The organism is Nocardioides abyssi (genome assembly GCF_030412915.1).
In the GTDB taxonomy this organism is placed as follows: Bacteria; Actinomycetota; Actinomycetes; order Propionibacteriales; family Nocardioidaceae; genus Nocardioides; species Nocardioides abyssi.
The window spans coordinates 621,515-643,218 of the sequence record NZ_JAUHJR010000001.1 but is presented as its reverse complement, the minus strand read 5'-3'; the positions used below and the strand labels follow the sequence as shown (position 1 = coordinate 643,218).

The following is a 21,704-nucleotide window of genomic DNA, read 5'->3' as shown; positions in this document are numbered from 1 at the left end:
GCGCTGGCACCGCTGCGGGAGCCGAACTTCCGGTAGTACTTCCTCTCCCGGCTGGTCAACCTGGCCGGCACGACGATGGCCCCGATCGCGCTGGCCTTCGCGGTGCTGGAGGTCAGCGACTCCCCCGGCGACCTCGGGCTGGTGCTCGCGGCCCACTCGATCCCGATGGTCGCCTTCATGCTCGCCGGCGGCGTGATCGCCGACCGGGTCGGCCGGACGCTGGTGATCCAGGGCGCGAACGTCGCCTCCGGCCTCAGCCAGGGCCTGCTGGCCGCCCTGCTGCTCACCGGCCGGGCCGAGCTGTGGCACTTCGTGGTGCTCTCCGCGGTCAACGGCACGGTCTCCGCGATGAACCTGCCCGCCCTCTCGGGCCTCGTCCCGCAGCTGGTGCCGCGCGAGCAGCTCCAGGCCGCCAACGTGCTGGTGTCGATGACCCGCAGCGCGCTGCTGATCCTCGGGCCGACGGTCTCGGCGGGGCTGGTCGTCACCGTCGGCCCCGGCTGGGCGCTGGCGGTCGACGCCGCGGCCTGGCTGGTGGCCGCCGCGGTGCTGCTCCCGGTGCGCATCCCCGCCCGCGCCCGCTCCGGCGCGGAGCCGTCGGTGCTCGGCGAGCTCCGCGAGGGCTGGACGTTCTTCCGCACGACCACCTGGCTGTGGGTGGTCGTGCTGGTCTTCTCGGTCACCAACGGCATCCACGAGGGGGCGTTCACCACGCTCGGGCCGGTGCTGGCCAAGGACAGCGCGATCGGCGAGCACGGCTGGGGCCTGATCGTCTCCGCGCAGGCCGTCGGCCGGCTGGTGATGACGTTGGTGCTGATGCGCGTCACGCTCCAGCGGCCGCTGCTGGTCGGGATGGTCGGCGTGGCGTTCTTCGGGCTGCCGATCCTGGTCATGGGCCTGGTGCCGCAGACGCTGCCGATCATGCTCGCCGCCGTCGTCGCCGGCATGGGGGTGGAGGTCTTCGGCCTCGGGTGGAACCTGGCGATGCAGGAGAACGTGCCCGAGGAGATGCTCTCGCGCGCCTACTCCTACGACATGCTCGGCGAGGGGTCGACCCTCAGCTGATCGTGACCGGCTGACCGCCGGAGACCAGCCGCCAGTCGACGGAGGCGAAGTCGGCGGGGTCGATCGTGCCGTTGTCCACGACCCAGTCGATGAGCAGCTGCCGGATCTCGTCCTGCTCGTTGTAGACGACCGGCGCGGTGGGGACGTGCGGGAAGCCGCCGCCGCCGGACTGGCGGTAGTTGTTGACCGCCAGCACGAACTGCTGGTCGTCGGCCACCGGCGTCCCGTCGTAGGCGAGGTCGACGATGCGCGAGCCGGCCGGCTTCGACACGTCGATGTCGTAGGTCAGCGGGGCGTCGAGACCGGCGACCGCGTCGTAGTTGTAGTCCGGGGTGCCGTTGGGCGCCGCCTGGGTCACCGCGTTGGTCAGGTCGGCGACGGTGAACGGGCCGGTGCCGCTGACCTGCTTGAAGTAGCGGGCGGAGAACTCCAGGTAGTCCCGCAGCTGCTTGCCGGTGATCCGCACGCCCAGCAGCGTGTTGTCGAAGACGTAGAGCCCGGCCACGTCGCGGATCGTCACCTCGCCCTCGGGGAACCGCGCCGTCCGGCTGAACGGCGCGGCGATCGAGAGCACCGGCAGCGCGGCGTCGACGCCGGTCAGGCCGGCCTTCACCGCCTCGCCCTGGACGTGCTGGACGAAGTCGATGATCGGCACGTCCTCGACCACGCCGCGGGCGCCGAGCAGCTCGACGGCCGAGGTGCCGACCACGGAGTTGACGTAGTCGACGACGGTCTCGTGCTGGGCGCGGACCGCCCGGGCGACCTTCGGGTCCTCGGCGACGGTGTTGGAGTTCAGCACCTGCGCGCCGGCGTTGACCAGCACCCACTTCTGCTTGCCGTTGCGGCCGTAGACCTCCTGGACGGTGAGGTCCATGACGGCCAGGCGCATGCCCCAGTAAAGCGGCTCGCACAGCAGCACCTGCTGGCCGGTGCGCCTGTTGCGGACGAAGCGCTGGGCGATCTCCTTGTGGGCGTGGCCGACCAGGATCGCGTCGACGCCAGGCACCTGCTCGGCGACCAGGGAGGCGGCGTTCTCGGGGTAGGGCAGCGCGTCGCCGTACGACGAGGACGTGTCGGCGCCGGAGTGCGCGGCGACGACGACCAGGTCGCAGCCCTTGCGCTTCATCTCCGGCACGAACGTGCGGGCCTGCTCGACGAGGCCGGGGAACTCCATCCGGCCCTCGACGTTGGTCTTGTCCCAGATCGCGATGCCGGGGTTGGTCAGGCCGAGCACGCCGACCTTGAGCGTGCGGCCGCGGCCGACCTTGTAGGTCTTGATGACGTACGGCGTGAACACCGGCCGCTTGGTGGCCGGGTCGACGGCGTTGGCCGCGAGCAGCGGGAACCGCACCTGGTCCTCGAACGTGCGCAGCAGGTCGATGCCGTAGTTGAACTCGTGGTTGCCGAGCGCGGCGGCGTCGTAGCCGACGAGGTTCATCGCCGCGGCCATCGGGTGCACGACCTCGCGGCTGATCGGCTCGACGCGCGCGTAGTAGTAGGCCAGCGGCGTCCCCTGCAGCGTGTCGCCGGCGTCGAGGGTGAGCACCGGCCCCTTCGAGCGCAGCTGCTTGCGCGCGGCCTTGATGAGCGTCGCGACCTTCGCGACGCCGATGTCGTCCTGGGTCGCGTTGTCGAACTCCGCGTCCTTGAAGTAGTCCCAGTTGAAGACGTTGCCGTGCAGGTCGGTGGTGCCGAGGACCGACACGGTGACGCGCTTGCCCTTGCGGGCGGCGGCGTCGAGGGTGTCGGGGGCGGCGACGGCAGGGGCGGCGTACCCCGCGGCGGCGAGCGCGGCGGTCCCGGTGAGGACGGCGCGACGCGAGGGGACGGGCTGGGTCATGGGGGTCTCCCGAGAGATGTCCGTGCCCCGGGGAGTTCCGGGGCGGGGACGTTCTACCCCAGGTCGCCGACGGTCCGCGTCACCCTTGGGGATCCGATCCTCACGAGCACCACCTCTCCACCAGCGTGCGGACGACGGTGAGGTTGCGGTTGGTCGCGACGCCGAGGTGCTTCTCGACGACGGCGTTGGTCAGCCGCGCCTGGTGGTAGTTCTCCCCCAGCATCAGGTGCACGGCCCGGCCGCCGACCTTCGCGACCTCCTCGGCGGTGCTGCGCTCCTCGAGCGCGCGCACCGCCGCCGGCGACGGCTCCTCCTTGAGGAAGGAGACGTAGTGCTTGCCGGCGTGCGCGTACGACGCGGCGCGGTCGGCCACCTCGCGCAGCTCCGCCGGCGTCAGCACGATCGTGGGCACCTCGAAGCCGGCCGCCTCGCCGAACGCCTCCTCGAGCGCCGCCTCGACCTCCCGCCGCGACCCCAGCGGACAGTCGAGGCGCACGTTGCCGGTGTTGAGGTGGGTGCGCACGTCGGTCCAGCCGAGCCCCTCGACCGCGGCCACGATCGCGTCCTTGGGGAGCTTGCGCTTGGCGCCGAGGTTGATGGCGCGGAGGAAGGCGAGGTACGTCGGCACCCGGTCATCGTGGCGCAGTGCGCGACGTCACGTGGCGATACATAGGCTGCCTATGTATCGTCGTGCGACGTGCCCGGCCCCACCGATCCCGACCTCGAGCTCGCCAGCGACCTCGTCGTCCACGCCGCCCGCCTGGTCCGCGCCGTACGCCGCGCCGTGGCCCTGCCCGCCGGCGTGCGCCTGCTCTCGATCCTCGACGAGCACGGCCCGCTCGGCGTGAGCCGGCTGGCCGTCCTCGACCGCTGCTCGCAGCCGACCATGTCGGCCGCCGTGACCGCGGCCGCCCGCCGCGGCTGGGTGGACAAGCAGCCGCACCCGGACGACGCCCGCGCCAGCGTGGTGACCCTCGCCGACCCCGGGCGCGACGAGCTGGCCCGCATCCGGCGCGCCCACGGGCAGGCCGTCGCCGCCCGGATCGCCGCCACCCCCCACTCCCGCGAGGACGTCGCCACCGCCGTCGCCGTCCTCCGCGACGTGCTGGACCCGGACTCCCCGGCCGAGGCCGAGGCGGAGCTGGTCGGCGACCTGGGCTGACCGCCCGGGAACCGACCCGCCCCGACCAGGAGGCGCGTGGCGACCTACAGGTTGCCGCGCGCCTCCTGCTCCCGCTCGATGGCCTCGAAGAGCGCCTTGAAGTTGCCCTTGCCGAAGCCCAGCGAGCCGTGCCGCTCGATGAGCTCGTAGAAGACCGTCGGCCGGTCGCCGACCGGCTTGGTGAAGATCTGCAGCAGGTAGCCGTCCTCGTCGCGGTCGACGAGGATCCGGCGCGCCTTGAGCTCCTCGATCGGCACCCGCACCTGCCCGATCCGGGCCCGCAGCTCGGGGTCGTCGTAGTAGGAGTCGGGGGTGTCGAGGAACTCCACGCCGTTGGCCCGCATGATGTCGACGGTGCGCAGGATGTCGCCCGTGGCCAGCGCGATGTGCTGGCAGCCGGCACCGTCGTAGAACTCGAGGTACTCGTCGATCTGCGACTTCTTCCGCGCCACCGCCGGCTCGTTGAGCGGGAACTTCACCCGGTGGTTGCCGCTGGCCACGACCTTCGACATCAGCGCGGAGTAGTCGGTCGCGATGTCGTCGCCGATGAACTCGGCCATGTTCGTGAAGCCCATGACCCGGTGGTAGAAGTCCACCCACTCGTCCATCCGGCCCAGCTCGACGTTGCCGACGCAGTGGTCGACGGCCTGGAACAGCCGCTTCGGGTGGCCCTCCGGCCGCACCAGGGTCGAGCGGCGGGCGACGTACCCGGGCAGGTAGGGGCCGGCGTACCGCGAGCGGTCGACGAGGGTGTGGCGGGTCTCGCCGTACGCCGCGATCGCGGCGATCCGCACGGTGCCGTGCTCGTCGGTCTCGTCGTGGGGCTCGACCAGCACCCGCGCGCCGACCGACCGGGCGTGCTCGATGCACGCGTCCACGTCGGGCACCTCGAGCGCGAGGTCGACGACACCGTCGCCGTGGCGGCGGTGGTGCTCGAGCACGGGGCTGTCCGGGGTCACGCCCCCGGTCAGCACGAAGCGGGCGCTGCCCGAGCGCAGGACGTAGGACTTCGTCTCGCGGCAGCCGTTCTCGGGGCCGCGGTAGGCCTCGAGCTCCATGCCGAAGGCGAGCTGGTAGAACGCGGCCGCCTGGGTGGCGTTGCCGACCACGAAGCCGATCGCGTCCATCGCGGTGACCGGGAAGGGGTCGCGGCTCGCGTCGTACTCCACCAGTCCGACGAGGTCGCGCAGCTGCTCCAAGGTCAGGTCGGCCTTCAGCTCGTCGGTGGTGAGCGCGCCGCCCGTGGTCGGGGTGTCCTGGGTCGTCGTCATGGCTCGCAGGGTGGGCCAGGTCACGCAACCTGTGCAATGGTGGCGATCGGCGCTGTGCAACCTGACCACCCGGAGGATGTCTGATGGACGAGCTGGACGGCAGGTTGCTCGCCCTGCTGCACGACGAGCCCCGGGTGGGCGTGCTCGAGGCGTCGCGCCGGCTCGGCGTCGCGCGCGGCACGGTCCAGGCCCGGCTGGACAAGCTGGTCGCCCGCGGCGTCGTCACCGGCTGGGGGCCCGAGCTCGAGCCAGCGGCGCTCGGCTACCCGGTCACCGCGTTCCTGACGCTGGAGATCCGGCAGGCGTCCGTCGCCGACGGCAGCGGTGGCCACGACGCCGTCGCCGCCCACCTCGCCGCCATCCCCGAGGTGCTGGAGGCGCACACCACCACCGGCACCGGCGACCTCGTCGCCCGCGTCGTCGCCCGCTCCAACACCGACCTCCAGCGGGTCATCGACGCGGTCCTCGCCTCCGACGCCGTCGTCCGCTGCTCGACCACCATCGCGCTGGCCACCCAGGTGGCGTACCGGACCCTGCCGCTGGCGCTGCGGGCGGCCGGCCGGTCGGCAGATTCGTCGGCTGGCCGCTGAAGCTGTCGGTGGGCCGATGAACCTTCAGCGTCCCACCGTGAGCTTCATCGGCTGGCCGATGAATCTCACGGCTAGGCCGTCCGCAGCCGCTCCGCCACCTCGCGGGCGGCGTCGACGACCCGCGGGCCGACCGCGGCGACGTCGAGCTCGCCGAGGGTGACGATGCCGACGCTGGCCTCGATGCCGTCGACGTCGAGCACCGGGGCGGCGAGCCCGCGGGCGCCGGCTTGCAGCTCCCCGGACGTCGCGCACCAGGCAGGCCGTTGGGGGTCGCGGTCACGGCCGAGCAGCACCGCGCGGCCGGCGGCGCCCTGGCCGAGCGGGTGGCGCGAGCCGACCCGGTAGCCGACGTGGAAGTCGGTCCACGACGGCTCGACCACGGCGAGCGCCAGCGCCTCCTCCCCCTCGGCGACGGTCAGGTGCGCGGTGCAGCCGACGGCCTCGGCGAGCGAGCGCAGCACGGGGGCGGCGAGGTCGCGGAGCACCGGCTGCACGGCGGAGGCCAGGTGCAGCACGCCGAGCCCGAGGTGCAGCCGACCGCGGCCGTCGCGGCGGACCAGGGCGTGCTGCTCGAGCGTGCTGACGAGGCGGTACGCCACCGTGCGCGGTACGTCGAGCCGGCCGGCGGCCTCGGTCACGGTCAGCCCGTCGGGAGCGGTGGCGAGCAGACCGAGCAGCCGGAGCCCCCGGTCCAGCGTCTGGGAGGTCTCGGCCGGCACGGGCCCAGCCTAGGGACGGTCCCGTGCGGCCGCCGGGGTAGTCCGGCACGCACGCGCCCGTCCGGGCCGCGAGAAGGGCCCTCCTGTGCCGGACTACCCCGCCGAGGGCGCACCTGTGCCGGACTACCCCACCGAGGTGCGCCGCGCGCAGGACCACCCAGCGACGAACAGTCGCCCGACGGCGGACCAGCCGGGCTCAGGACGACTTGCGCGTGGCCGCCCACTCGCGGAGGCGGTCGATCCGGGCGTGCAGCTGCTCGGCGTTGGCGACGGCGGCGGCCGGGCCGCCGCACTCCTTGCGGAGGGCGGCGTGGGTGATGCCGTGGGCCTGGCCGGTGCGGTGGTGCCAGGCGGCGACGAGGCCGTTGAGCTCGCGGCGGAGCACGGCGAGCTGCTCGTGGGTGCTGAGCTGGGCGACGGAGTCGCCGGCGGCCTCGGCCGGGGTGGCGACCGCCTTCTGCTTGCGGGCGCGGTCGCTCTGGCGCTGGCGCAGCAGCTCGCGCATCTGGTCGGGCTCGAGCAGGCCGGGGATGCCGAGGAAGTCCATCTCCTCCTCCGAGCCGACCTGCACCTCGCCGGCGTGGCCCCACTCGCCGCCGTCGAAGAGCACCCGGTCGAAGCGGGCCTCCGAGCCGAGCGCCTCGAAGGACATCTCGAGCTCCGCGGAGGCCGACTCGCTCTCGTTGGCACGGGCGAGCAGCTCGTCCTCGGCGGCGAAGATGTCGCCCTCGTCGGTGACCTTGCGGCCCAGGACGTGGTCGCGCTCGACCTCCATCTCGGACGCGAAGCCGAGCAGCGAGGGCACCGACGGCAGGAACACCGACGCGGTCTCGCCGCGGGCCCGGGCGCGCACGAAGCGGCCGACGGCCTGGGCGAAGAACAGCGGCGTCGAGGTGGTGGTCGCGTAGACGCCGACGGCCAGCCGCGGCACGTCGACGCCCTCGGAGACCATGCGGACCGCGACCATCCAGCGGGCGTCGCTGTCGGTGAACGCCGAGATCTTCTTCGAGGCGAGCTTCTCGTCGGAGAGCACGACCGTCGGGGACTCCCCCGAGATCTGCTTGAGCAGCTTGGCGTAGGCGCGGGCGCTGTCCTGGTCGGTGGCGATGACCAGCCCGCCGGCGTCGGGCACGTGGCGGCGCACCTCCGACAGGCGCTTGTCGGCCGCGGCCAGCACCGACGGCATCCAGGAGCCCTGCGGGTCGAGCGCGGTGCGCAGCGCCTGGTTGGTCAGGTCCTTGGTCAGCGGCTCGCCGAGCCGCGCGGAGACCTCGTCGCCGGCGCGGGTGCGCCACGTCATGTCGCCGGAGTACGCCATGAACAGCACCGGCCGCACGACGTGGTCGGCCAAGGCGTGGGCGTAGCCGTAGGTGTAGTCGGCCACCGAGCGCGGCACGCCGTCGGGGCCGGGCGCGTAGGTGACGAACGGGATCGGGTTGATGTCGGAGCGGAACGGCGTGCCGGTCAGCGCCAGGCGCCGGGCCGCGGGCTCGAAGGCCTCGCGGACACCCTCGCCCCACGACAGCGCGTCGCCCGCGTGGTGGACCTCGTCGAGGATGACCAGCGTCTTGAACCGCTCGGCACGAATGCGCATGGCCAGCGGGTTGACCGCCACGCCGGCGTACGTCACGGCGACGCCGACGTAGTCACCGGAGGTCTTGCCCTTGCCGGCGGCGTACGTCGGGTCGATGGGGATCCCCGCCCGGGCGGCGGCCTCGGCCCACTGGAGCTTGAGGTGCTCGGTCGGCGCGACCACGATGATCCGGTCGACGATGCGCCGGCCCAGCAGCTCGGCGGCCACCGACAGCGCGAACGTCGTCTTGCCGGCACCCGGCGTCGCGACCGCGAGGAAGTCGCGCGGTTGGTCGCTGAAGTACTTCGTCATCGCCGCCTGCTGCCACGCGCGCAGCGACGGGGCCGTGCCCCAGGCGGCGCGCTCGGGCCACGCGGGGCTGAGCGCGGGGGTCAGCGAGAGGTCGAGCTCGGTCTCGTCGGGGGCGGTGGTGGTGTGGCGGGCGGTCGGGCGGTCGTGCCGTCCGGTCACTCGTCGCCCGACTCGTCGCGCATGCTCTCCCAGGCTTCCTTGCACTCGGGGCAGACCGGGAACTTCTCCGGCGCACGGCTCGGCACCCACACCTTGCCGCAGAGCGCGACGACGGGCGTGCCCATCACCATCGCCTCGGTGAGCTTGTCCTTCTCCACGTAGTGCGAGAACCGCTCGTGGTCACCGTCGTCGGTGGGGACGGTGCGCTGGTCCTCGCGGACCCTCTCGTCGACGGCGGTGCCGGTCCCGAATCCGATCTGGCTCACGCGACCAAGAGTACGTCAGGACACCCCCCGTCGGCCCAGTCGCCGACGTCCCGGCCGATCAGCTCAGGCCAGCTCGGCTCAGGTCGGCCCAGGTCAGTTCAGGTCGGGGTCGGCCGGCCGGGTGGCGTGCCAGGCGAGCTCGCCCGGCTGGCGGCGCATCACGTCGCGCCACAGGCCGTCGGGGTCGAGGCGGAACGCGTCGGCGGGCTCGGCGGGCACGACGTACCAGCTGCCCTCCTCGACCTCGTCCTCGAGCTGGTCGGCGCCCCACCCGGCGTACCCCGCGAAGATGCGCAGGCCCGCCAGCGTGCCCTCGACCAGCTCGACCGGGGTGTCGAGGTCGAGCAGCCCCAGGCGGCCGTCGACGGCGCGGAAGCCGACCGGGGCGTCGTCGGCGTCGCGCAGCAGCGCGACCGCGAGCGCTCCCTCCGGGCCGACCGGCCCGCCGGAGAAGAGCACCTCGGGCTCGGCGACGACGTCGCCCCAGCCGGCGAGGACCTCGGAGACGGCGACCGGCGAGGGGCGGTTGACCACCACGCCCAGCGCGCCGCCGGCGTCGACGTCGAGGAGCAGCACGACCGTGTCGGCGAAGTTCGGGTCCAGCAGGGCGGGCGTCGCCACCAGCAGCATCCCTGCCCGCAGCTCGCCCACGTCTCCATCATGGCGCACGGGGTGCGGACGCATGACGGCCCCGGCCCGACGCGAGGGAGGGTGCGGGAGGAACCGCGAGGGAGGGTGCGTCGGATCGGGGCCGTCAGTCCGGGGGCGGCCGCGCCGGGTCGGCGCGGCCGGGTGGGGTCAGGCTGCGAGCGCGGCCCGGAGGCGGCCGAGGCGCTGGCGCAGCGAGGTGAGGGCGCCGTCGTGCGGCGTCGTCGTGGAGCGCGCGGTAGCGATCGCGGCGTTCAGGGTGCGGGCGCGCTGCTCGATGTGCGCGCCGGTCTGGGCGGCGAGGGCCGCGCCGCGGCTGTCGTGGACGCTCGCGCGGCCGGCCATGATCGCGAGCAGGATGTGCTCCTTGCGGGTGGCCTTGGCGATCGCCGCGGCCATCGCGTCGTCGACGGGCTCGTCGCGGTAGTGGTCGAGGATCGCGCGGGTGCCGGGCATGTCGTCGGCCAGCGCGCGCCAGGCGGTGATCACCGCACCCTCGAGGTCGAGCGGCTGGCCGGCCAGCTCGCGCTCGATGCGGCCCGCGAGGCGGGTGTGCCAGCGCAGCGACAGCGCACCGTACAGCGCGAGCTCGTCCTCGAACGTCTCGCGGACACCGGGCACGTCCATGGGGAGGACGCCGTCGCGGCGCCGGTCGGCGACGCGGGTGACGGAGCGCAGGATCTCTCCGCGGGAGTGGAAGGAAGTCCAGGTCATGGTCTGCTCCTTGTCGAGGGTCCTCACATACCGTGAGTACGTACCCAGGGTACGGAGCCATACTCACGGTATGCAACGAACCGTCGGGTGATCCGTGCCACCCGTACCGACGGTCGGTGCCTAAACTGCCGGGATGCCACCGAAGCCGAGCGTCTCGAAGCTGGTGCCGAAGGTCCCCGGTGTCCCCGGCGTGACCGGCACGAGCCGCCGCCAGCAGTACTCCGCCTCCACCAAGCGGGCGCTGGTCGACGTGGCCGAGGAGCTCTTCACCGACCTGGGGTACGCCGCGGCGTCTCTCGACTCGATCGTCGCCGGCGCCCGCGTCACCAAGGGCGCGCTCTACCACCACTTCAGCGGCAAGCAGGCGCTCTTCGAGGCGGTCTTCGAGCGGGTGGAGGCGGATGCCTCCCGCGCGATCCAGAAGGCGCTGCGCGGCCGGAAGGATCCCTGGGAGAAGGCGCTCGCCGGCCTCCAAGCGTTCCTGGCCGTCGTGCAGGAGCCGCGCTACCGCCGCATCGTCATCCAGGAGGGGCCCTCGGTCCTGGGCTACGAGCGCTTCCGCGAGCAGGAGGAGCGCTCGACCTTCGCCAACGTCCTCGAGATCGTCCGCTCGGTGCTCAGCGCCGGCACCTGGGAGCTGGAGGAGGACATGCTGCAGACCTTCGCCCGCATCTTCTTCGGCGCGATGTCCTCGGCCGGGGAGTCGGTCTCCAGCGCCGACGACCCGATCGCCGCGGCGGAGCGGGTGGAGACCGCGATCGCCTTCATCCTCCAGGGCTTCCAGGCGCTCGCGGACGACGGCGTGCCGCTCCCCGGCGCCAGCGGCGAGCCGGCCTGACGGCCCCCGTCAGCGGGTGACGGTCACGTCGCCGGCCTCGCGCGGGACCAGCTCGATCCAGGTGTGGCCGGCGGGGACCGTGAGCTCACCCTGCTTGGTGGCCAGCTCGATGGGGGCGTCGAGGCCGGCCTTGGACCACGAGGCGCGGACGACGCGGCCGTCGTGGAAGAGCATCGCCTCGCCCTTGCCCTCGAGCTTGGTCTCGGGCACCGGGTTGCCGGCGGGGTCGCGGTAGCCGGCGTCGCCGACCTCGACCCGCAGCACCAGCACGGTGTCGGCGGGGAACTCGTCGCCCTCGGCGGCGTACCCGCTCTCGTTGACGTAGCCGCCGTCGCGGAAGCTCCACGTCGTGGTGTGGCCGCCGCCGAAGCTGGCCGCGAGCCCGGAGGCCGGCTTGCCCTTCGGCAGGTCCGCGGCGTCACCCCAGCTGAGGTAGTCGGCGGGGCGCTCTCCCCCACGGGTGAGCGTCGCGGTCGCGGTCATGTCGGCGAACAGGTTGTACGGCGCGCTGCGGCCGCTCGCGCGGTAGAAGCCCTTGGCGCCCTCGCCGAAGAACTCGATCCCCGCGCCGTTGATCCGCTTGATCGTGATCGGCGCGGCGCCGCTGGTGACCATGGCCGCGTCGACCGGGCTGACGATGCCGATGTCGCTGGCGCGCATCGAGCGCACCGGGCCGGCGTCGCCCGGCACCCGGGAGTAGAAGAACGCCGCGAGGCGGGTCATCCCGCCCTCGACGAGCTCCTCGACGACGAGGTCGGCGGAGCCGAGGCCGACCTGCGGGGCGCTGGAGGAGGTGTTGTCCATCTTCAGCACGAGCACCGGGTGGTCCTGGACCGCGGAGTCGTCACCCTTGACCGGCAGGCCGGTGAGCGGCCAGGTGGAGGCGAGCTTCGCGCCGGCGCTGGTGGCCTGCGGGTCGCTGCCGCCGTCCTCCCCCGAGCCGTCGTCGGAGCCGCCGCAGGCGGAGAGCACCAGGGCGGTGGCGGCGATGGTCGAGGCGAGGGCGCGGGTCCGGGTGCGGCGCACGGCGGGCTCCAATGCAGAGGGAACGGGATTGACTAGTGGTTCGGTCGACTAAGGCCGACGGAGACCAGTGTGCGGCGCGGTGACCGCACGGGCGCGGAGGCGCGCCCGGACGGGGAGGGCGCCGGCGGGCGGCGCCTCCCCGTCCCTGGTGGTGCCGAGGTGGCGCGGACGTCAGCCGAGCTTGCCGCCGCCGTCGACGTACAGCGTCTGACCGGTGATGTACGACGCCTCGTCGCTGGCCAGGAACGCGACCGCGGCCGCGATGTCCTCGGGGAACCCCACCCGGCGCACCGGGTTGGCCTCGGCGTTGAGCTTGCGGAACTCCTCGACGTCCATCTTCAGCCGCGCCGCGGTGGCGTCGGTCATCTCGGTGGCGATGAAGCCCGGCGCGACCGCGTTGGCGTTGATGCCGAACGGGCCCAGCTCGATGCCCAGGGTGCGGGTGAAGCCCTGCACGCCCATCTTCGCGGCGGAGTAGTTGGCCTGGCCGCGGTTGCCCAGCGCGGAGACGCTGGAGAGGTTCACGATCTTGCCGTACTTCTGCTCCACGAAGTGCTTCTGAGCAGCCTTGGTCATCAGGAACGCACCCTTGAGGTGCACGCCCATGACCAGGTCCCAGTCGGACTCGGTCATCTTGAACAGCAGGTTGTCGCGGGTGATGCCGGCGTTGTTGACCAGCACGTGGATCCCACCGAGCTCGCTCACCACGCGCTCGACCGCGGCGTCCGCGGACTCGGCGTTGCTGACGTCCGCCCCGATGCCCACGGCCTTCGCGCCGCCGACGACCGGCAGCTTCGCGGCCGCCTCGGCGGCGGCGGTCTCGTCGAGGTCGATGATCGCCACCGACGCACCCTCCTCCGCGAACCGGGTGGCGGTGCCGAACCCGATCCCGCGGGCGGCTCCGGTGACGACGGCGACGCGCCCGTCGAATCGACCCATGACTGCACTCCTGATGCTCGGTGGCTGTGGTCCGGCGGTTGCGGACGATCGCACACGCTACGACAGGGCTAGGACAGTGCCGCACGCAGTCTCGCGGCGTACGCCGCCCGCTCGGCGAGGTCGTCGTACCGGTGCCGCGGCCAGAAGAACCCCCGCAGCCCGTCGCCCTTGGTGCGCGGCACGACGTGCAGGTGCAGGTGGGGCACCGACTGGCTGACCACGTTGTTGACCGCGACGAACGAGCCCTGCGCGCCGAGCGCGTCGACGACCGCGGTCGCGATCCGCTGGGCGTGGGCGAGGAACGGGTCGCGCAGCGCGGCCGGGAGGTCGGGCAGCGTGACGACGTGCTCGCGCGGGACCAGCAGCACGTGGCCCTTGAAGACCGGCCGCTGGTCGAGGAAGGCCACGAAGTCGTCGTCCTCGAGCACCCGGTCGGCCTCGGCCTTCCCGGCGACGATGGCGCAGAAGACGCAGGGCTTCGCCGCGTCGGCACCGCCCGCCATCAGTGGCACACCTGCTCGCCGCACGCGCGGGCGACCGGGGCGGGGACGGTCCGTCCGCTGCTCCCCCGGGCGTCGAAGTGGTGGATGTCGGAGAGCCCGTAGGTCCAGCGCAGGCCGTGTGCGGCCATCAGCCGCACCACCGGGTGGCTGCCCGATCGCCAGGCCACGCGTGGGTGCGAGCGGGCGACCCACCAGGAGTTGGGGGTCCAGCCGTGGGAGGCGCGGTAGGGGTTCTCCCACGGGTTGACGTCCAGCGACCGGCCGTAGGAGTGCGGCGAGCGGACGCCGGGGCGGCCCACCACCCAGCGGCAGTTGAAGGCCGAGGTGTTGCCCGCGGCCATCGACCGGTAGTCGTCGGCGCCCTGGAGGCGGCCGGACCAGCCGAAGCGGTCGACGCGGTACATCGCGCGGATCGGGAACCGCCGCTCGTGCATCGCCGCCAGCGCCCGACCGATCGCCCCGGCCGCGGAGGCGGCGGCGACGACCTCGCCGCGGTGGCGGTAGCCGTCGTAGCCCCAGTAGTTGACGCGCACCAGCCGCAGGCCGGCGCGGCCCACGGGGCACCCGGGCCGCCAGCTGCGCCCGACCATCGAGCGCCACACGCCGTCGGGGATCCGCGTGACCCGCAGCTGCGGGCCGGCGCCGGTCGCCCGGGGCTGCGGCGGCAGCGTCACCCGCGGCCGGGGCGCGCCGGGCGGCAGCACGACCGGCTCGCCCGGCGGGACGTTGTCCACGCGGTGCACGCCGCTGGTGGCCCGGCCGGCCCACGGGGTGCCGGTCGCGACGGCCTTCCACGCGGTGTCGACGCGCGGGCGCACGACGAGCTCGGCGCGGCCCTGCTCGTCGGTGCGCAGCCTGCGTGCGAGGGTCCAGCTCCCGCCGCGGGGCTTGCGGAACAGCTCCACCCGGCCGGCCACCGGCCGGCCGTCGCCGGTCCGCCAGAGCACCCGCACCGGCACGCGCCGCTCGTCGACCACCCGCTGCGGCCCGCGGACTCGGACCTGGCTCGTGCGCTTCACCAGGGGCACCGCGACCGGCCCGCTGGTCGCCGGCGCGTACGTCGCGTCGCCGGCGTACGCCGCGCGGAACACGTTGTCGGCCGGCCGCCGGGCCAGCACGGGCTCGGCCGCGACCCGGCCGGTCGCGTCGGTGACCGCGGCCGCGAGCGGCGTCCACACGCCGCCCTGCCGCCGCTCGAGCGTCACGGGCGCGCCGACCACCGGCGTCCCGTCGGCGGCCGCCAGCGTCGCGACCAGGTCGGTCGGCCGGTCGGCGTACCGCGCCGGTGCCGCGAGCGTCAGCGTCGTGGCGACGAGGGCCGGCTCCCCCGGATCACCAGGGTCGCCCGGGCCCCCCGGGTCGGCGCCGGCGGCCGGGACGAGCCCGACGAGGAGGGCCAGGCCGGCCACGAACGTGAGGAGCAGGGTGGTGCAGCGCCCGAGCAGCATGCAGGGATCATGCCGCTCGGCCCTCCCGGGTCGTGTGCCCCACGCCGCGCCCGGCCGCGTCCCCGGGCACACGACCCGGGCACCCGGTCGCGTCCTCGGCACACAACCCAGGCACACGACCCGCGGCGGCGCGGCTCAGCCGAAGCGACCGGAGATGTAGGCCTCGGTCGAGGGGTCGTCGGGGTTGGAGAAGACCTTGCTGGTGGCGTTGAACTCCACGAGGTGCCCGGGCTGGCCGGCCGCCTTGAGGTTGAAGAAGCCGGTGTCGTCGGAGACCCGCGCCGCCTGCTGCATGTTGTGGGTGACGATGACGATCGTGTAGTCGGACTTCAGCTCGTGGATCAGGTCCTCGATCGCGGCGGTCGAGATCGGGTCGAGCGCCGAGCACGGCTCGTCCATGAGCAGCACCTGCGGCTCGACCGCGATCGCGCGGGCGATGCACAGCCGCTGCTGCTGGCCGCCGGAGAGGCCCATGCCGGGCTTCCCGAGCCGGTCCTTGACCTCGGTCCACAGGTTCGCGCCCCGCAGCGAGCGCTCCACGATGTCGTCGGCCTCGGACTTCTTCATCCGCTTGGCGTTGAGCCGGTTGCCGGCCAGGACGTTGTCGTAGATCGACATCGTCGGGAACGGGTTGGGCCGCTGGAAGACCATGCCGATCTGCCGGCGCACCGCCACCGGGTCGATCGAGGGGTCGTAGAGCGACTGGCCGTCGACGACGACCTTGCCCTCGACGCGGGCGCCGGGGATCACCTCGTGCATCCGGTTCAGCGAGCGCAGGAAGGTCGACTTGCCGCAGCCCGACGGCCCGATGAACGCCGTCACCGACCGGGCGCGGATCGTCATGTCGACGCCCTCGACGGCCAGGAAGTCGCCGTAGTAGATGTTGAGGTCGGAGATGTCGATGCTCGTGGCCATGGGTCTCGGCGCTCCTGTTGCTGGGTGTCCCGGGTCGGTGCCGGTCGTGGTGGCGGTCGTGCGGGGGGCGGCGGTCATGGTCATCGGCCGGTCCTCGGGGAGAAGGCCCGGCCGACGGCGCGGGCGAGCAGGTTGAGGGTCATCACGATCGCGACGAGCACCAGGGCGGCGCCCCAGGCGCGGGCGGTCTGCTCGGCGTCGTACTTCCCGCCGGTGGTGACCGAGGAGAAGATGAAGACCGGCAGCGTCGCCATCCGGCCGTCGAAGGGGTTCAGGTTCAGCGTCGTCGTGGTGCCGACGATGATCAGCAGCGGCGCGGTCTCGCCGGCGACGCGGGCGATCGCGAGGGTCACGCCGGTGACGATGCCGCCGAGCGCGGTCGGCAGGACGACCTTGACGATCGTGCGCCACTTGGGCACGCCGAGGGCGTAGGCCGCCTCCCGCAGCTCCTCGGGCACCAGCTTGAGCATCTCCTCGGTCGCGCGCACGACGATCGGGATCATCAGCACCGACAGCGCGACGGCGCCGCCGATGCCGAGCCGGACGCCGGGGCCGAAGATCAGCGTGAAGACCGCGAAGGCGAAGAGGCCGGCGACGATCGAGGGGATGCCGGTCATCACGTCGACGAGGAAGGTGATGGTGCGCGCGAGCCGGTTGCCCTTGCCGTACTCGATCAGGTAGATCGCGGCGAGCACGCCGATCGGCACCGAGATCGCGGTGGCGAGCGCGGTGATGACCAGGGTGCCCATCAGCGCGTGGTAGATCCCGCCGCCGGCACCGAGGACCCCGCGCATGTCGTAGGTGAGGAACTCCGCCGAGATGACCGCGTGGCCGTTGGCGACGACCTCCCAGACCAGGCTCGCCAGCGGCACCATCGCGAGCGCGAAGGTCGACCAGACGACCGTGGTGACCAGCCGGTCCTTGGCGCGACGCTCGCCTTCGATCGCGGCCGACCAGGCCGGCAGCCCGACGACGAGCAGCGCCCAGGCGGTCAGCACGACGGCGACGAGGGACCAGCCGAGGAGCAGGCCGGCGAGCGCGGCGAGGCCGGTGGCGAGGACGGCGGCGAGCAGCGGGGCGTACGCCGGGATCTGGGGCGCGACCAGCGCCATCGCGGCCGGCGCGGGGGTGGCGGCGACGGGCCGCTCGTCGATCAGGGACATGGCAGCCTCCTCAGGCCTTGACCTGGCCCCGGGCCGCGATCCAGCGGCCGAGGAAGTTGACGGCGAAGGACACGACGAAGAGCACGAGCCCGCTGAAGATGAGGACGTTGATCTTCGTGCCGGACGCGTTGCCGAAGTTCAGCGCGATGTTGGCGGCGATCGTCGAGGGGTTCTCGGCCGAGATGAGGTCGATGGTGATGATGCCGCTGGCCGAGAGGACCATCGCGACGGCCATCGTCTCGCCGAGCGCGCGCCCCAGGCCGAGCATGACCGCGGAGATGACTCCCGAGCGGGCGTAGGGGAAGACCGTCATCCGGATCATCTCCCAGCGGGTCGCGCCGAGGGCGAGCGCCGCCTCCTCATGGATGCGCGGGGTCTGCAGGAAGACCTCGCGGCAGATCGCGGTGATGATCGGCAGCGCCATCACCGCCAGCACGATCGCGGCGGTGAGGATCGTGCGGCCGGTCCGGGCCGGGCCGTCGAAGAACGGCAGCCAGCCGAGGTGGTCGGCCAGCCAGGCGTACGCCGGCAGGATGGCCGGGGCGAGCACCGCCCGGCCCCACAGGCCGTAGACGACGCTCGGCACCGCGGCCAGCAGGTCGATGAGATAGCCCAGCGGGCGGGCGACCCGGCGCGGTGCGTAGTGGGAGATGACGAGCGCCACCCCGATCGCGAGCGGGGTGGCGATGAGCAGCGCGATGACCGCGGCGAGCAGCGTGCCGAAGAGCAGCGGCCAGACGTAGAGGACGATGTTGTCCTTGCCGTAGGCCTGCTCGCCCGACGCGCTGATCGCCGGGACGCCCTCGATGATCAAGAAGATCGCCACGCCCGCGAGCGCGAGCATGATGAGCAGTCCCGCACCGGTGGCGAGACCGGCGAAGACGGCGTCGCCGCGCCGGCTGACGGCGGTCGGCGCGCTCCGCGCGGTGGTCGTGGTGGACACCTGCTGCTCCTCTGGTCCCGGTGCTGGTGGCGGTGCTGGTCGGTGCTGGTCTGGTGCTGTTCTCAGTGGTGTTCTCAGTGCTGTTCGGGCCGGGGCCGCGCACGGCGAGGGTCCGACCCGGCGGGTCGGACCCTCGTCTCACGCGGCGGGGAGCCTCACTCGACCGTGATGCCCTCGACGAGGTCGCTGACCTCGGACCGCAGCTCGTCGCTGAGCGGGGCCGAGCCGGCCTCCTCGGCGCCGAAGGCCTGGCCGTCCTCGCTGACGACGTACGTCAGGTAGGCCTTGGTGAGCTCGCCCGCCTCGGCCTCGTCGCCGCTGTAGGTCGGGCAGGCCAGCAGGTAGGAGGTCAGCACGATCGGGTAGACCCCGGCCTCGTCGGTCTCGTAGTCGAGGTCGAAGACGATCGAGGAGTCGTCGCGTCCCTCGACTCGCGGGGAGACGTCGAGGATCTTGGCCGCCGCGTCCGCGGTCGGGCCGACGAAGTCGCTGCCGACACCGACGTTGGCGACCGCGAGGCCACCGGCCTGGCTGGCGTCGGCGTACCCGATCGAGTTGGTGCCGCTCTTGACCGCGGACACGACGCCGGAGGTGCCCTGGGCGCCCTCGCCGCCGAACTCCTCGGGCCACACCTCGACCGCGCCCGCGGTCCACGCTCCGCCGGCGACGACGTCGAGGTAGTGGGTGAAGTTCTCGGTCGTGCCCGACTCGTCGGAGCGGTGCACGGCGTTGATCCCGGCCGAGGGGAGGTCGGCGTCCGGGTTGTCCCGGGCGATCTCCGGGGCGTCCCACTCGGTGATCTCGCCGGCGAAGATGCCGGCGACGGTCTCGGGAGCGAGGTTGAGCTCGTCGACGCCCTCGACGTTGAAGATCAGGGCGATCGGGCTGACGTAGTTGGGGATCTCGACCGGGGCCTCGCCGTTGCAGCGCTCCGTCGCCGCCGTCAGCTCGCCCTCGTCGTCGGTGAGGTAGGCGTCGGAGCCGGCGAACGGGAAGGCGCCGGAGATGAAGTTCTCCCGGCCGCCGCCGGAGCCGATCGGGTCGAACGTGACCGTGACGTCGGGGTTGGCCTCCTGGAACCCGACGATCCACGCGGCCTGGGCCGCCTCCTGGGAGGACGCGCCGCCACCGGCGAGCTGCCCGGCGAGGTCGTTCGAGCCGCTCGCCGCGTCGCCGTCGTCGGCGTTGCCGGCGCTGCACGCCGAGAAGGTGAGGGCGAGGGCGACGATGCCGGGGGCGGCCACCGTGCGCACGGACGTGCTCTTCACTGATGCTCCTGGTGAGTTCGTGGACTGACGCTCCAGAAACTAGGCAGCGAAGGTGTATGGACCCGCCGGCGAACGTGAACGAAGGGTGAACGACAGCCGGACATCCGCGGCGGCCACGCGTGCCTGGCCGCGGGCGCGTGCCCGAGGGGTTCCCCGGCGGCGGCCGACGGATCAGGATGGGGCGACCCCGGTGCCCCGGCACCCCACTCTCCGGGAGGTCGACCGACATGGCAGCAGGCACGAGCCCCGAGCCGGGGACGCTGATGCCCGCGGCGTTCTTCGGCCACGGCAACCCCATGAACGCGCTGGCCGACAACCGCTACACCGCCGCCTGGCGGGCCTTCGGGCAGGCGGTGCCTCGTCCGCGAGCCATCCTGGTGGTCAGCGCCCACTGGTACATCAACGCCACCGCCGTCACCGCGATGCCGCGGCCGCGCACGATCCACGACTTCTACGGCTTCCCGCAGGAGCTGTTCGAGGTCGACTACCCCGCGCCCGGCCTGCCGGAGCTGGCGGCCGAGGTCAGCGATGTCGTCCACCCCACCTGGGTCGGCGCCGACGTGGACAGCTGGGGCATCGACCACGGCACCTGGTCGGTGCTGGTGCATGCGTTCCCGGACGCCTCGATCCCGGTCGTGCAGCTCAGCATCAACGCCGACAAGCCGCTGGAGCACCACCTCGAGCTCGGCGCGAAGCTGCACGCCCTGCGCTCGCGCGGCGTGCTGGTCGTGACGAGCGGCAACGTCGTCCACAACCTGCGCGGCATGGACTGGGGCCTCGCGGACGACGGCTACGACTGGGCCCAGCGCTTCGACGAGGCGGCCAAGGAGCGGATGCTGGCGGACCCGACCCGGTTCGCCGCGCTCGATGCCCATGTCGACTTCCGGCACGCCGTCCCCACGCCCGACCACTTCATCCCGGCCCTCTACCTCGCCGGGCTCGCCGACGCCGCCGGTCAGACGGCCGAGACCCGGGTGCTGGTCGACGGCTACGCCTACGGCTCCCTGTCCATGACCGCCTACACCCTCGGAATGGCCGGCCCGTCCACCGGCGCGGTCGGCGGGTCCGCGCAACCGCCCGTGGACGCCCCACCCGACGGGTCGAACATCTGAGGGACGCGCTCAGCCGCGGCCGTCGCCCCAGGTGAGGTGAGACGCCGGGTCGGCCAGGTCCGGGCACCCGCCCAGCTGCTGGCACGCCCGGGCGGACCCGACGCCCGGCCCGACGGCGTACCCGTAGGAGCCGGTGGGCCCGGCCGGCGGCGCGAGCCGCTCGGCGAGGTCGGCCGGCCGGTCGAGGTCCCACGCCGTCCCGTCTCCGGTCATCCGGACCAGGCCCAGGTCGGCGGTGAGCCAGAGGTCGTACGCCGGGCGGGCGGGGTCGAGCGGCCCGTCCGCGCCGACGCCGGTGGCGCTCAGGTGCAGCAGCGGCGCGCCGTCGACCTGCTCGACCTCGGCGGTGGCGCCGTCGGTCTCCAGGCCGGCCAGGCGCGGCCTGGGGTCGCTGCGGACCAGGCCGTGGGTGAGCAGCGTGTTGAGCCCGAAGCCGGCCGGCGTGCACGTCCACGGCGCGGGGTCGAACCGCGCGACGCCGTAGGACGACGCGAGCGCCTGCCCGACGCCGGGGCGGAAGCCGCGGTCGAAGCAGATCCGGTCGCCGGTGCGGAGCACGGTCGCGGTCGGTCGGTCGTCGCCGCCCGGGAGATCGGCCCGCCAGGAACCCTGGCCGACGAGGAACGTGTACGCCGCCCGGCCACCGTCCGGGGTCACCCGGGCCCGCGCGGCGAGGTCGGGTGCCCCCTCGCGCAGCGTGGCGACGACACCGGCCGGGTCGGCGGCGAGCCGCTCGAGCCGCGCGACCTCCGGGTCGGTCGGACGGGGGCCGGCGTCGTCGGTGCCGGGGCTGCAGCCGGTGGCGAGCAGGACGGCACCGAGCACCACGCCGAACAGCACCCCGGCTCGCGCGCACCTCATGGACGGACCCTAGATCGGCCGGATCGGGGGCGCGCGCGGAACGCCCGGTCTGGACCGGGCGGTCACGCTCCGCGGGTCCCGTCCGTCAACACGGTGTCGGCGACCTGCCGGCGGAGCGGACATCCGAGGAGGAACCGATGAAGACCATGACCTGCAGCCAGCTGGGTGGGCCGTGCGACCTCGAGCACCGGGGCGAGAGCGCCGACGACGTCATCAAGGCCCAGGACCGGCACCTGCGCGAGGCCGTCCGGGCCGGCGACACCACCCACCAGCAGGCGCACGACGACATGAAGGGGCGCTGGCGCCGCCCGGTCAGGGCGATGGGGTGGTACCGCGAGACGAAGAAGGCGTTCGCCGAGCTCTCCTGAG

Annotated in this window: 23 protein-coding genes; 6 read left to right on the top strand and 17 right to left on the bottom strand. The window is 73.3% G+C overall.

Going from position 1 to position 21,704, the window contains the following annotated elements; translation table 11 throughout:
- Window positions 1–51: 51 nt before the first annotated feature.
- Window positions 52–1,065: an MFS transporter gene (locus tag QWY29_RS03165; protein WP_300959592.1), complete on the top strand. Its 1,014-nt coding sequence runs from the start codon at window positions 52–54 to the stop codon at window positions 1,063–1,065.
- Here the strand turns inward: QWY29_RS03165 and QWY29_RS03160 are convergent.
- Together QWY29_RS03160 and QWY29_RS03155 are read right to left on the bottom strand one after the other, a co-directional pair.
- The gene (locus tag QWY29_RS03160) at window positions 1,058–2,905 is read right to left on the bottom strand and encodes a bifunctional metallophosphatase/5'-nucleotidase (RefSeq protein WP_300959204.1); all 1,848 of its coding nucleotides are present in this window, start codon (window positions 2,903–2,905) and stop codon (window positions 1,058–1,060) included. The two genes, QWY29_RS03165 and QWY29_RS03160, sit on opposite strands and share 8 nt — an antisense overlap.
- A gap of 100 nt (window positions 2,906–3,005) precedes the next feature.
- Window positions 3,006–3,533, bottom strand: coding sequence for a DUF1697 domain-containing protein (locus tag QWY29_RS03155; protein WP_300959203.1), 528 nt, complete (start codon window positions 3,531–3,533; stop codon window positions 3,006–3,008).
- A gap of 69 nt (window positions 3,534–3,602) precedes the next feature.
- Between QWY29_RS03155 and QWY29_RS03150 the strand changes: the two genes are divergently transcribed.
- Complete coding sequence (locus QWY29_RS03150) at window positions 3,603–4,067, top strand: MarR family winged helix-turn-helix transcriptional regulator (RefSeq protein ID WP_300959202.1); 465 nt, start codon at window positions 3,603–3,605, stop codon at window positions 4,065–4,067.
- A 44-nt stretch (window positions 4,068–4,111) separates the two neighbouring features.
- Here QWY29_RS03150 and hppD read toward each other — a convergent pair whose 3' ends face one another.
- The gene (hppD, locus tag QWY29_RS03145; protein WP_300959201.1) at window positions 4,112–5,338 is read right to left on the bottom strand and encodes a 4-hydroxyphenylpyruvate dioxygenase; all 1,227 of its coding nucleotides are present in this window, start codon (window positions 5,336–5,338) and stop codon (window positions 4,112–4,114) included.
- 83 nt (window positions 5,339–5,421) lie between these two features.
- Between hppD and QWY29_RS03140 the strand changes: the two genes are divergently transcribed.
- Window positions 5,422–5,928: an Lrp/AsnC family transcriptional regulator gene (locus QWY29_RS03140; RefSeq protein ID WP_300959200.1), complete on the top strand. Its 507-nt coding sequence runs from the start codon at window positions 5,422–5,424 to the stop codon at window positions 5,926–5,928.
- A 71-nt stretch (window positions 5,929–5,999) separates the two neighbouring features.
- On the opposite strand, the gene QWY29_RS03135 is transcribed toward QWY29_RS03140, so the two are convergent.
- The 5 genes from QWY29_RS03135 to QWY29_RS03115 all read right to left on the bottom strand — a co-directional run bounded on the left by QWY29_RS03135 (window position 6,000) and on the right by QWY29_RS03115 (window position 10,319).
- The gene (locus QWY29_RS03135) at window positions 6,000–6,647 is read right to left on the bottom strand and encodes an IclR family transcriptional regulator (protein WP_300959199.1); all 648 of its coding nucleotides are present in this window, start codon (window positions 6,645–6,647) and stop codon (window positions 6,000–6,002) included.
- A gap of 196 nt (window positions 6,648–6,843) precedes the next feature.
- Window positions 6,844–8,532 carry a DEAD/DEAH box helicase gene (locus tag QWY29_RS03130; protein WP_439117388.1) on the bottom strand — a complete coding sequence of 563 codons (1,689 nt, stop codon included), beginning with the start codon at window positions 8,530–8,532 and terminating at the stop codon, window positions 6,844–6,846.
- 155 nt (window positions 8,533–8,687) lie between these two features.
- On the bottom strand, window positions 8,688–8,957 hold the full coding sequence (locus tag QWY29_RS03125) for a DUF3039 domain-containing protein (RefSeq protein ID WP_186345776.1): 270 nt from the start codon (window positions 8,955–8,957) through the stop codon (window positions 8,688–8,690).
- Window positions 8,958–9,050: 93 nt separating this feature from the next.
- Window positions 9,051–9,608: a YqgE/AlgH family protein gene (locus tag QWY29_RS03120; protein WP_336621819.1), complete on the bottom strand. Its 558-nt coding sequence runs from the start codon at window positions 9,606–9,608 to the stop codon at window positions 9,051–9,053.
- 147 nt (window positions 9,609–9,755) lie between these two features.
- Entirely contained in the window at window positions 9,756–10,319 is a 564-nt protein-coding gene (locus tag QWY29_RS03115; RefSeq protein ID WP_300959197.1) for a hypothetical protein, read from the bottom strand.
- A 133-nt stretch (window positions 10,320–10,452) separates the two neighbouring features.
- Between QWY29_RS03115 and QWY29_RS03110 the strand changes: the two genes are divergently transcribed.
- The gene (locus QWY29_RS03110; RefSeq protein WP_300959196.1) at window positions 10,453–11,157 is read left to right on the top strand and encodes a TetR/AcrR family transcriptional regulator; all 705 of its coding nucleotides are present in this window, start codon (window positions 10,453–10,455) and stop codon (window positions 11,155–11,157) included.
- 9 nt (window positions 11,158–11,166) lie between these two features.
- On the opposite strand, the gene QWY29_RS03105 is transcribed toward QWY29_RS03110, so the two are convergent.
- The 8 genes from QWY29_RS03105 to QWY29_RS03070 all read right to left on the bottom strand — a co-directional run bounded on the left by QWY29_RS03105 (window position 11,167) and on the right by QWY29_RS03070 (window position 19,362).
- Entirely contained in the window at window positions 11,167–12,183 is a 1,017-nt protein-coding gene (locus QWY29_RS03105; RefSeq protein WP_300959195.1) for a DUF3048 domain-containing protein, read from the bottom strand.
- A gap of 171 nt (window positions 12,184–12,354) precedes the next feature.
- On the bottom strand, window positions 12,355–13,122 hold the full coding sequence (locus tag QWY29_RS03100; RefSeq protein WP_300959194.1) for an SDR family NAD(P)-dependent oxidoreductase: 768 nt from the start codon (window positions 13,120–13,122) through the stop codon (window positions 12,355–12,357).
- 68 nt (window positions 13,123–13,190) lie between these two features.
- A complete protein-coding gene (locus tag QWY29_RS03095) occupies window positions 13,191–13,625 on the bottom strand; it encodes an HIT family protein (protein ID WP_300959193.1) in 435 nt (144 codons plus the stop codon).
- The gene (locus tag QWY29_RS03090; RefSeq protein ID WP_300959192.1) at window positions 13,625–15,073 is read right to left on the bottom strand and encodes a M15 family metallopeptidase; all 1,449 of its coding nucleotides are present in this window, start codon (window positions 15,071–15,073) and stop codon (window positions 13,625–13,627) included. The genes QWY29_RS03095 and QWY29_RS03090 overlap by 1 nt, the downstream gene beginning before the upstream one ends.
- Window positions 15,074–15,208: 135 nt before the next feature.
- The gene (gene pstB / locus QWY29_RS03085) at window positions 15,209–15,988 is read right to left on the bottom strand and encodes a phosphate ABC transporter ATP-binding protein PstB (protein ID WP_300959191.1); all 780 of its coding nucleotides are present in this window, start codon (window positions 15,986–15,988) and stop codon (window positions 15,209–15,211) included.
- Between the two features lie 80 nt (window positions 15,989–16,068).
- Complete coding sequence (gene pstA, locus QWY29_RS03080; RefSeq protein WP_300959190.1) at window positions 16,069–17,151, bottom strand: phosphate ABC transporter permease PstA; 1,083 nt, start codon at window positions 17,149–17,151, stop codon at window positions 16,069–16,071.
- A 10-nt stretch (window positions 17,152–17,161) separates the two neighbouring features.
- On the bottom strand, window positions 17,162–18,094 hold the full coding sequence (gene pstC / locus QWY29_RS03075) for a phosphate ABC transporter permease subunit PstC (RefSeq protein WP_300959189.1): 933 nt from the start codon (window positions 18,092–18,094) through the stop codon (window positions 17,162–17,164).
- Between the two features lie 155 nt (window positions 18,095–18,249).
- Window positions 18,250–19,362: a phosphate ABC transporter substrate-binding protein PstS gene (locus QWY29_RS03070; RefSeq protein ID WP_300959188.1), complete on the bottom strand. Its 1,113-nt coding sequence runs from the start codon at window positions 19,360–19,362 to the stop codon at window positions 18,250–18,252.
- Between the two features lie 227 nt (window positions 19,363–19,589).
- Here QWY29_RS03070 and ygiD point away from each other — a divergent pair, with 227 nt between their 5' ends.
- Complete coding sequence (gene ygiD / locus QWY29_RS03065) at window positions 19,590–20,474, top strand: 4,5-DOPA-extradiol-dioxygenase (protein ID WP_300959187.1); 885 nt, start codon at window positions 19,590–19,592, stop codon at window positions 20,472–20,474.
- A 9-nt stretch (window positions 20,475–20,483) separates the two neighbouring features.
- Here the strand turns inward: ygiD and QWY29_RS03060 are convergent, their stop codons facing one another.
- The gene (locus QWY29_RS03060; protein WP_300959186.1) at window positions 20,484–21,335 is read right to left on the bottom strand and encodes a hypothetical protein; all 852 of its coding nucleotides are present in this window, start codon (window positions 21,333–21,335) and stop codon (window positions 20,484–20,486) included.
- A gap of 137 nt (window positions 21,336–21,472) precedes the next feature.
- Between QWY29_RS03060 and QWY29_RS03055 the strand changes: the two genes are divergently transcribed.
- A complete protein-coding gene (locus QWY29_RS03055) occupies window positions 21,473–21,703 on the top strand; it encodes a hypothetical protein (protein WP_300959185.1) in 231 nt (76 codons plus the stop codon).
- Window position 21,704 lies beyond the last annotated feature (1 nt).

Coding starts and splice junctions, on each gene's coding strand:
- pstB (WP_300959191.1), bottom strand. CDS start 15,988: ATGGCCACGAGCATCGACATCTCCGACCTCAACATCTACTACGGCGAC.
- QWY29_RS03090 (WP_300959192.1), bottom strand. CDS start 15,073: ATGCTGCTCGGGCGCTGCACCACCCTGCTCCTCACGTTCGTGGCCGGC.
- QWY29_RS03110 (WP_300959196.1), top strand. CDS start 10,453: ATGCCACCGAAGCCGAGCGTCTCGAAGCTGGTGCCGAAGGTCCCCGGT.
- QWY29_RS03055 (WP_300959185.1), top strand. CDS start 21,473: ATGAAGACCATGACCTGCAGCCAGCTGGGTGGGCCGTGCGACCTCGAG.
- QWY29_RS03140 (WP_300959200.1), top strand. CDS start 5,422: ATGGACGAGCTGGACGGCAGGTTGCTCGCCCTGCTGCACGACGAGCCC.
- QWY29_RS03115 (WP_300959197.1), bottom strand. CDS start 10,319: ATGACCTGGACTTCCTTCCACTCCCGCGGAGAGATCCTGCGCTCCGTC.
- QWY29_RS03100 (WP_300959194.1), bottom strand. CDS start 13,122: ATGGGTCGATTCGACGGGCGCGTCGCCGTCGTCACCGGAGCCGCCCGC.
- ygiD (WP_300959187.1), top strand. CDS start 19,590: ATGGCAGCAGGCACGAGCCCCGAGCCGGGGACGCTGATGCCCGCGGCG.
- QWY29_RS03060 (WP_300959186.1), bottom strand. CDS start 21,335: ATGAGGTGCGCGCGAGCCGGGGTGCTGTTCGGCGTGGTGCTCGGTGCC.
- QWY29_RS03095 (WP_300959193.1), bottom strand. CDS start 13,625: ATGGCGGGCGGTGCCGACGCGGCGAAGCCCTGCGTCTTCTGCGCCATC.
- hppD (WP_300959201.1), bottom strand. CDS start 5,338: ATGACGACGACCCAGGACACCCCGACCACGGGCGGCGCGCTCACCACC.
- pstA (WP_300959190.1), bottom strand. CDS start 17,151: ATGTCCCTGATCGACGAGCGGCCCGTCGCCGCCACCCCCGCGCCGGCC.
- QWY29_RS03160 (WP_300959204.1), bottom strand. CDS start 2,905: ATGACCCAGCCCGTCCCCTCGCGTCGCGCCGTCCTCACCGGGACCGCC.
- QWY29_RS03130 (WP_439117388.1), bottom strand. CDS start 8,532: ATGACGAAGTACTTCAGCGACCAACCGCGCGACTTCCTCGCGGTCGCG.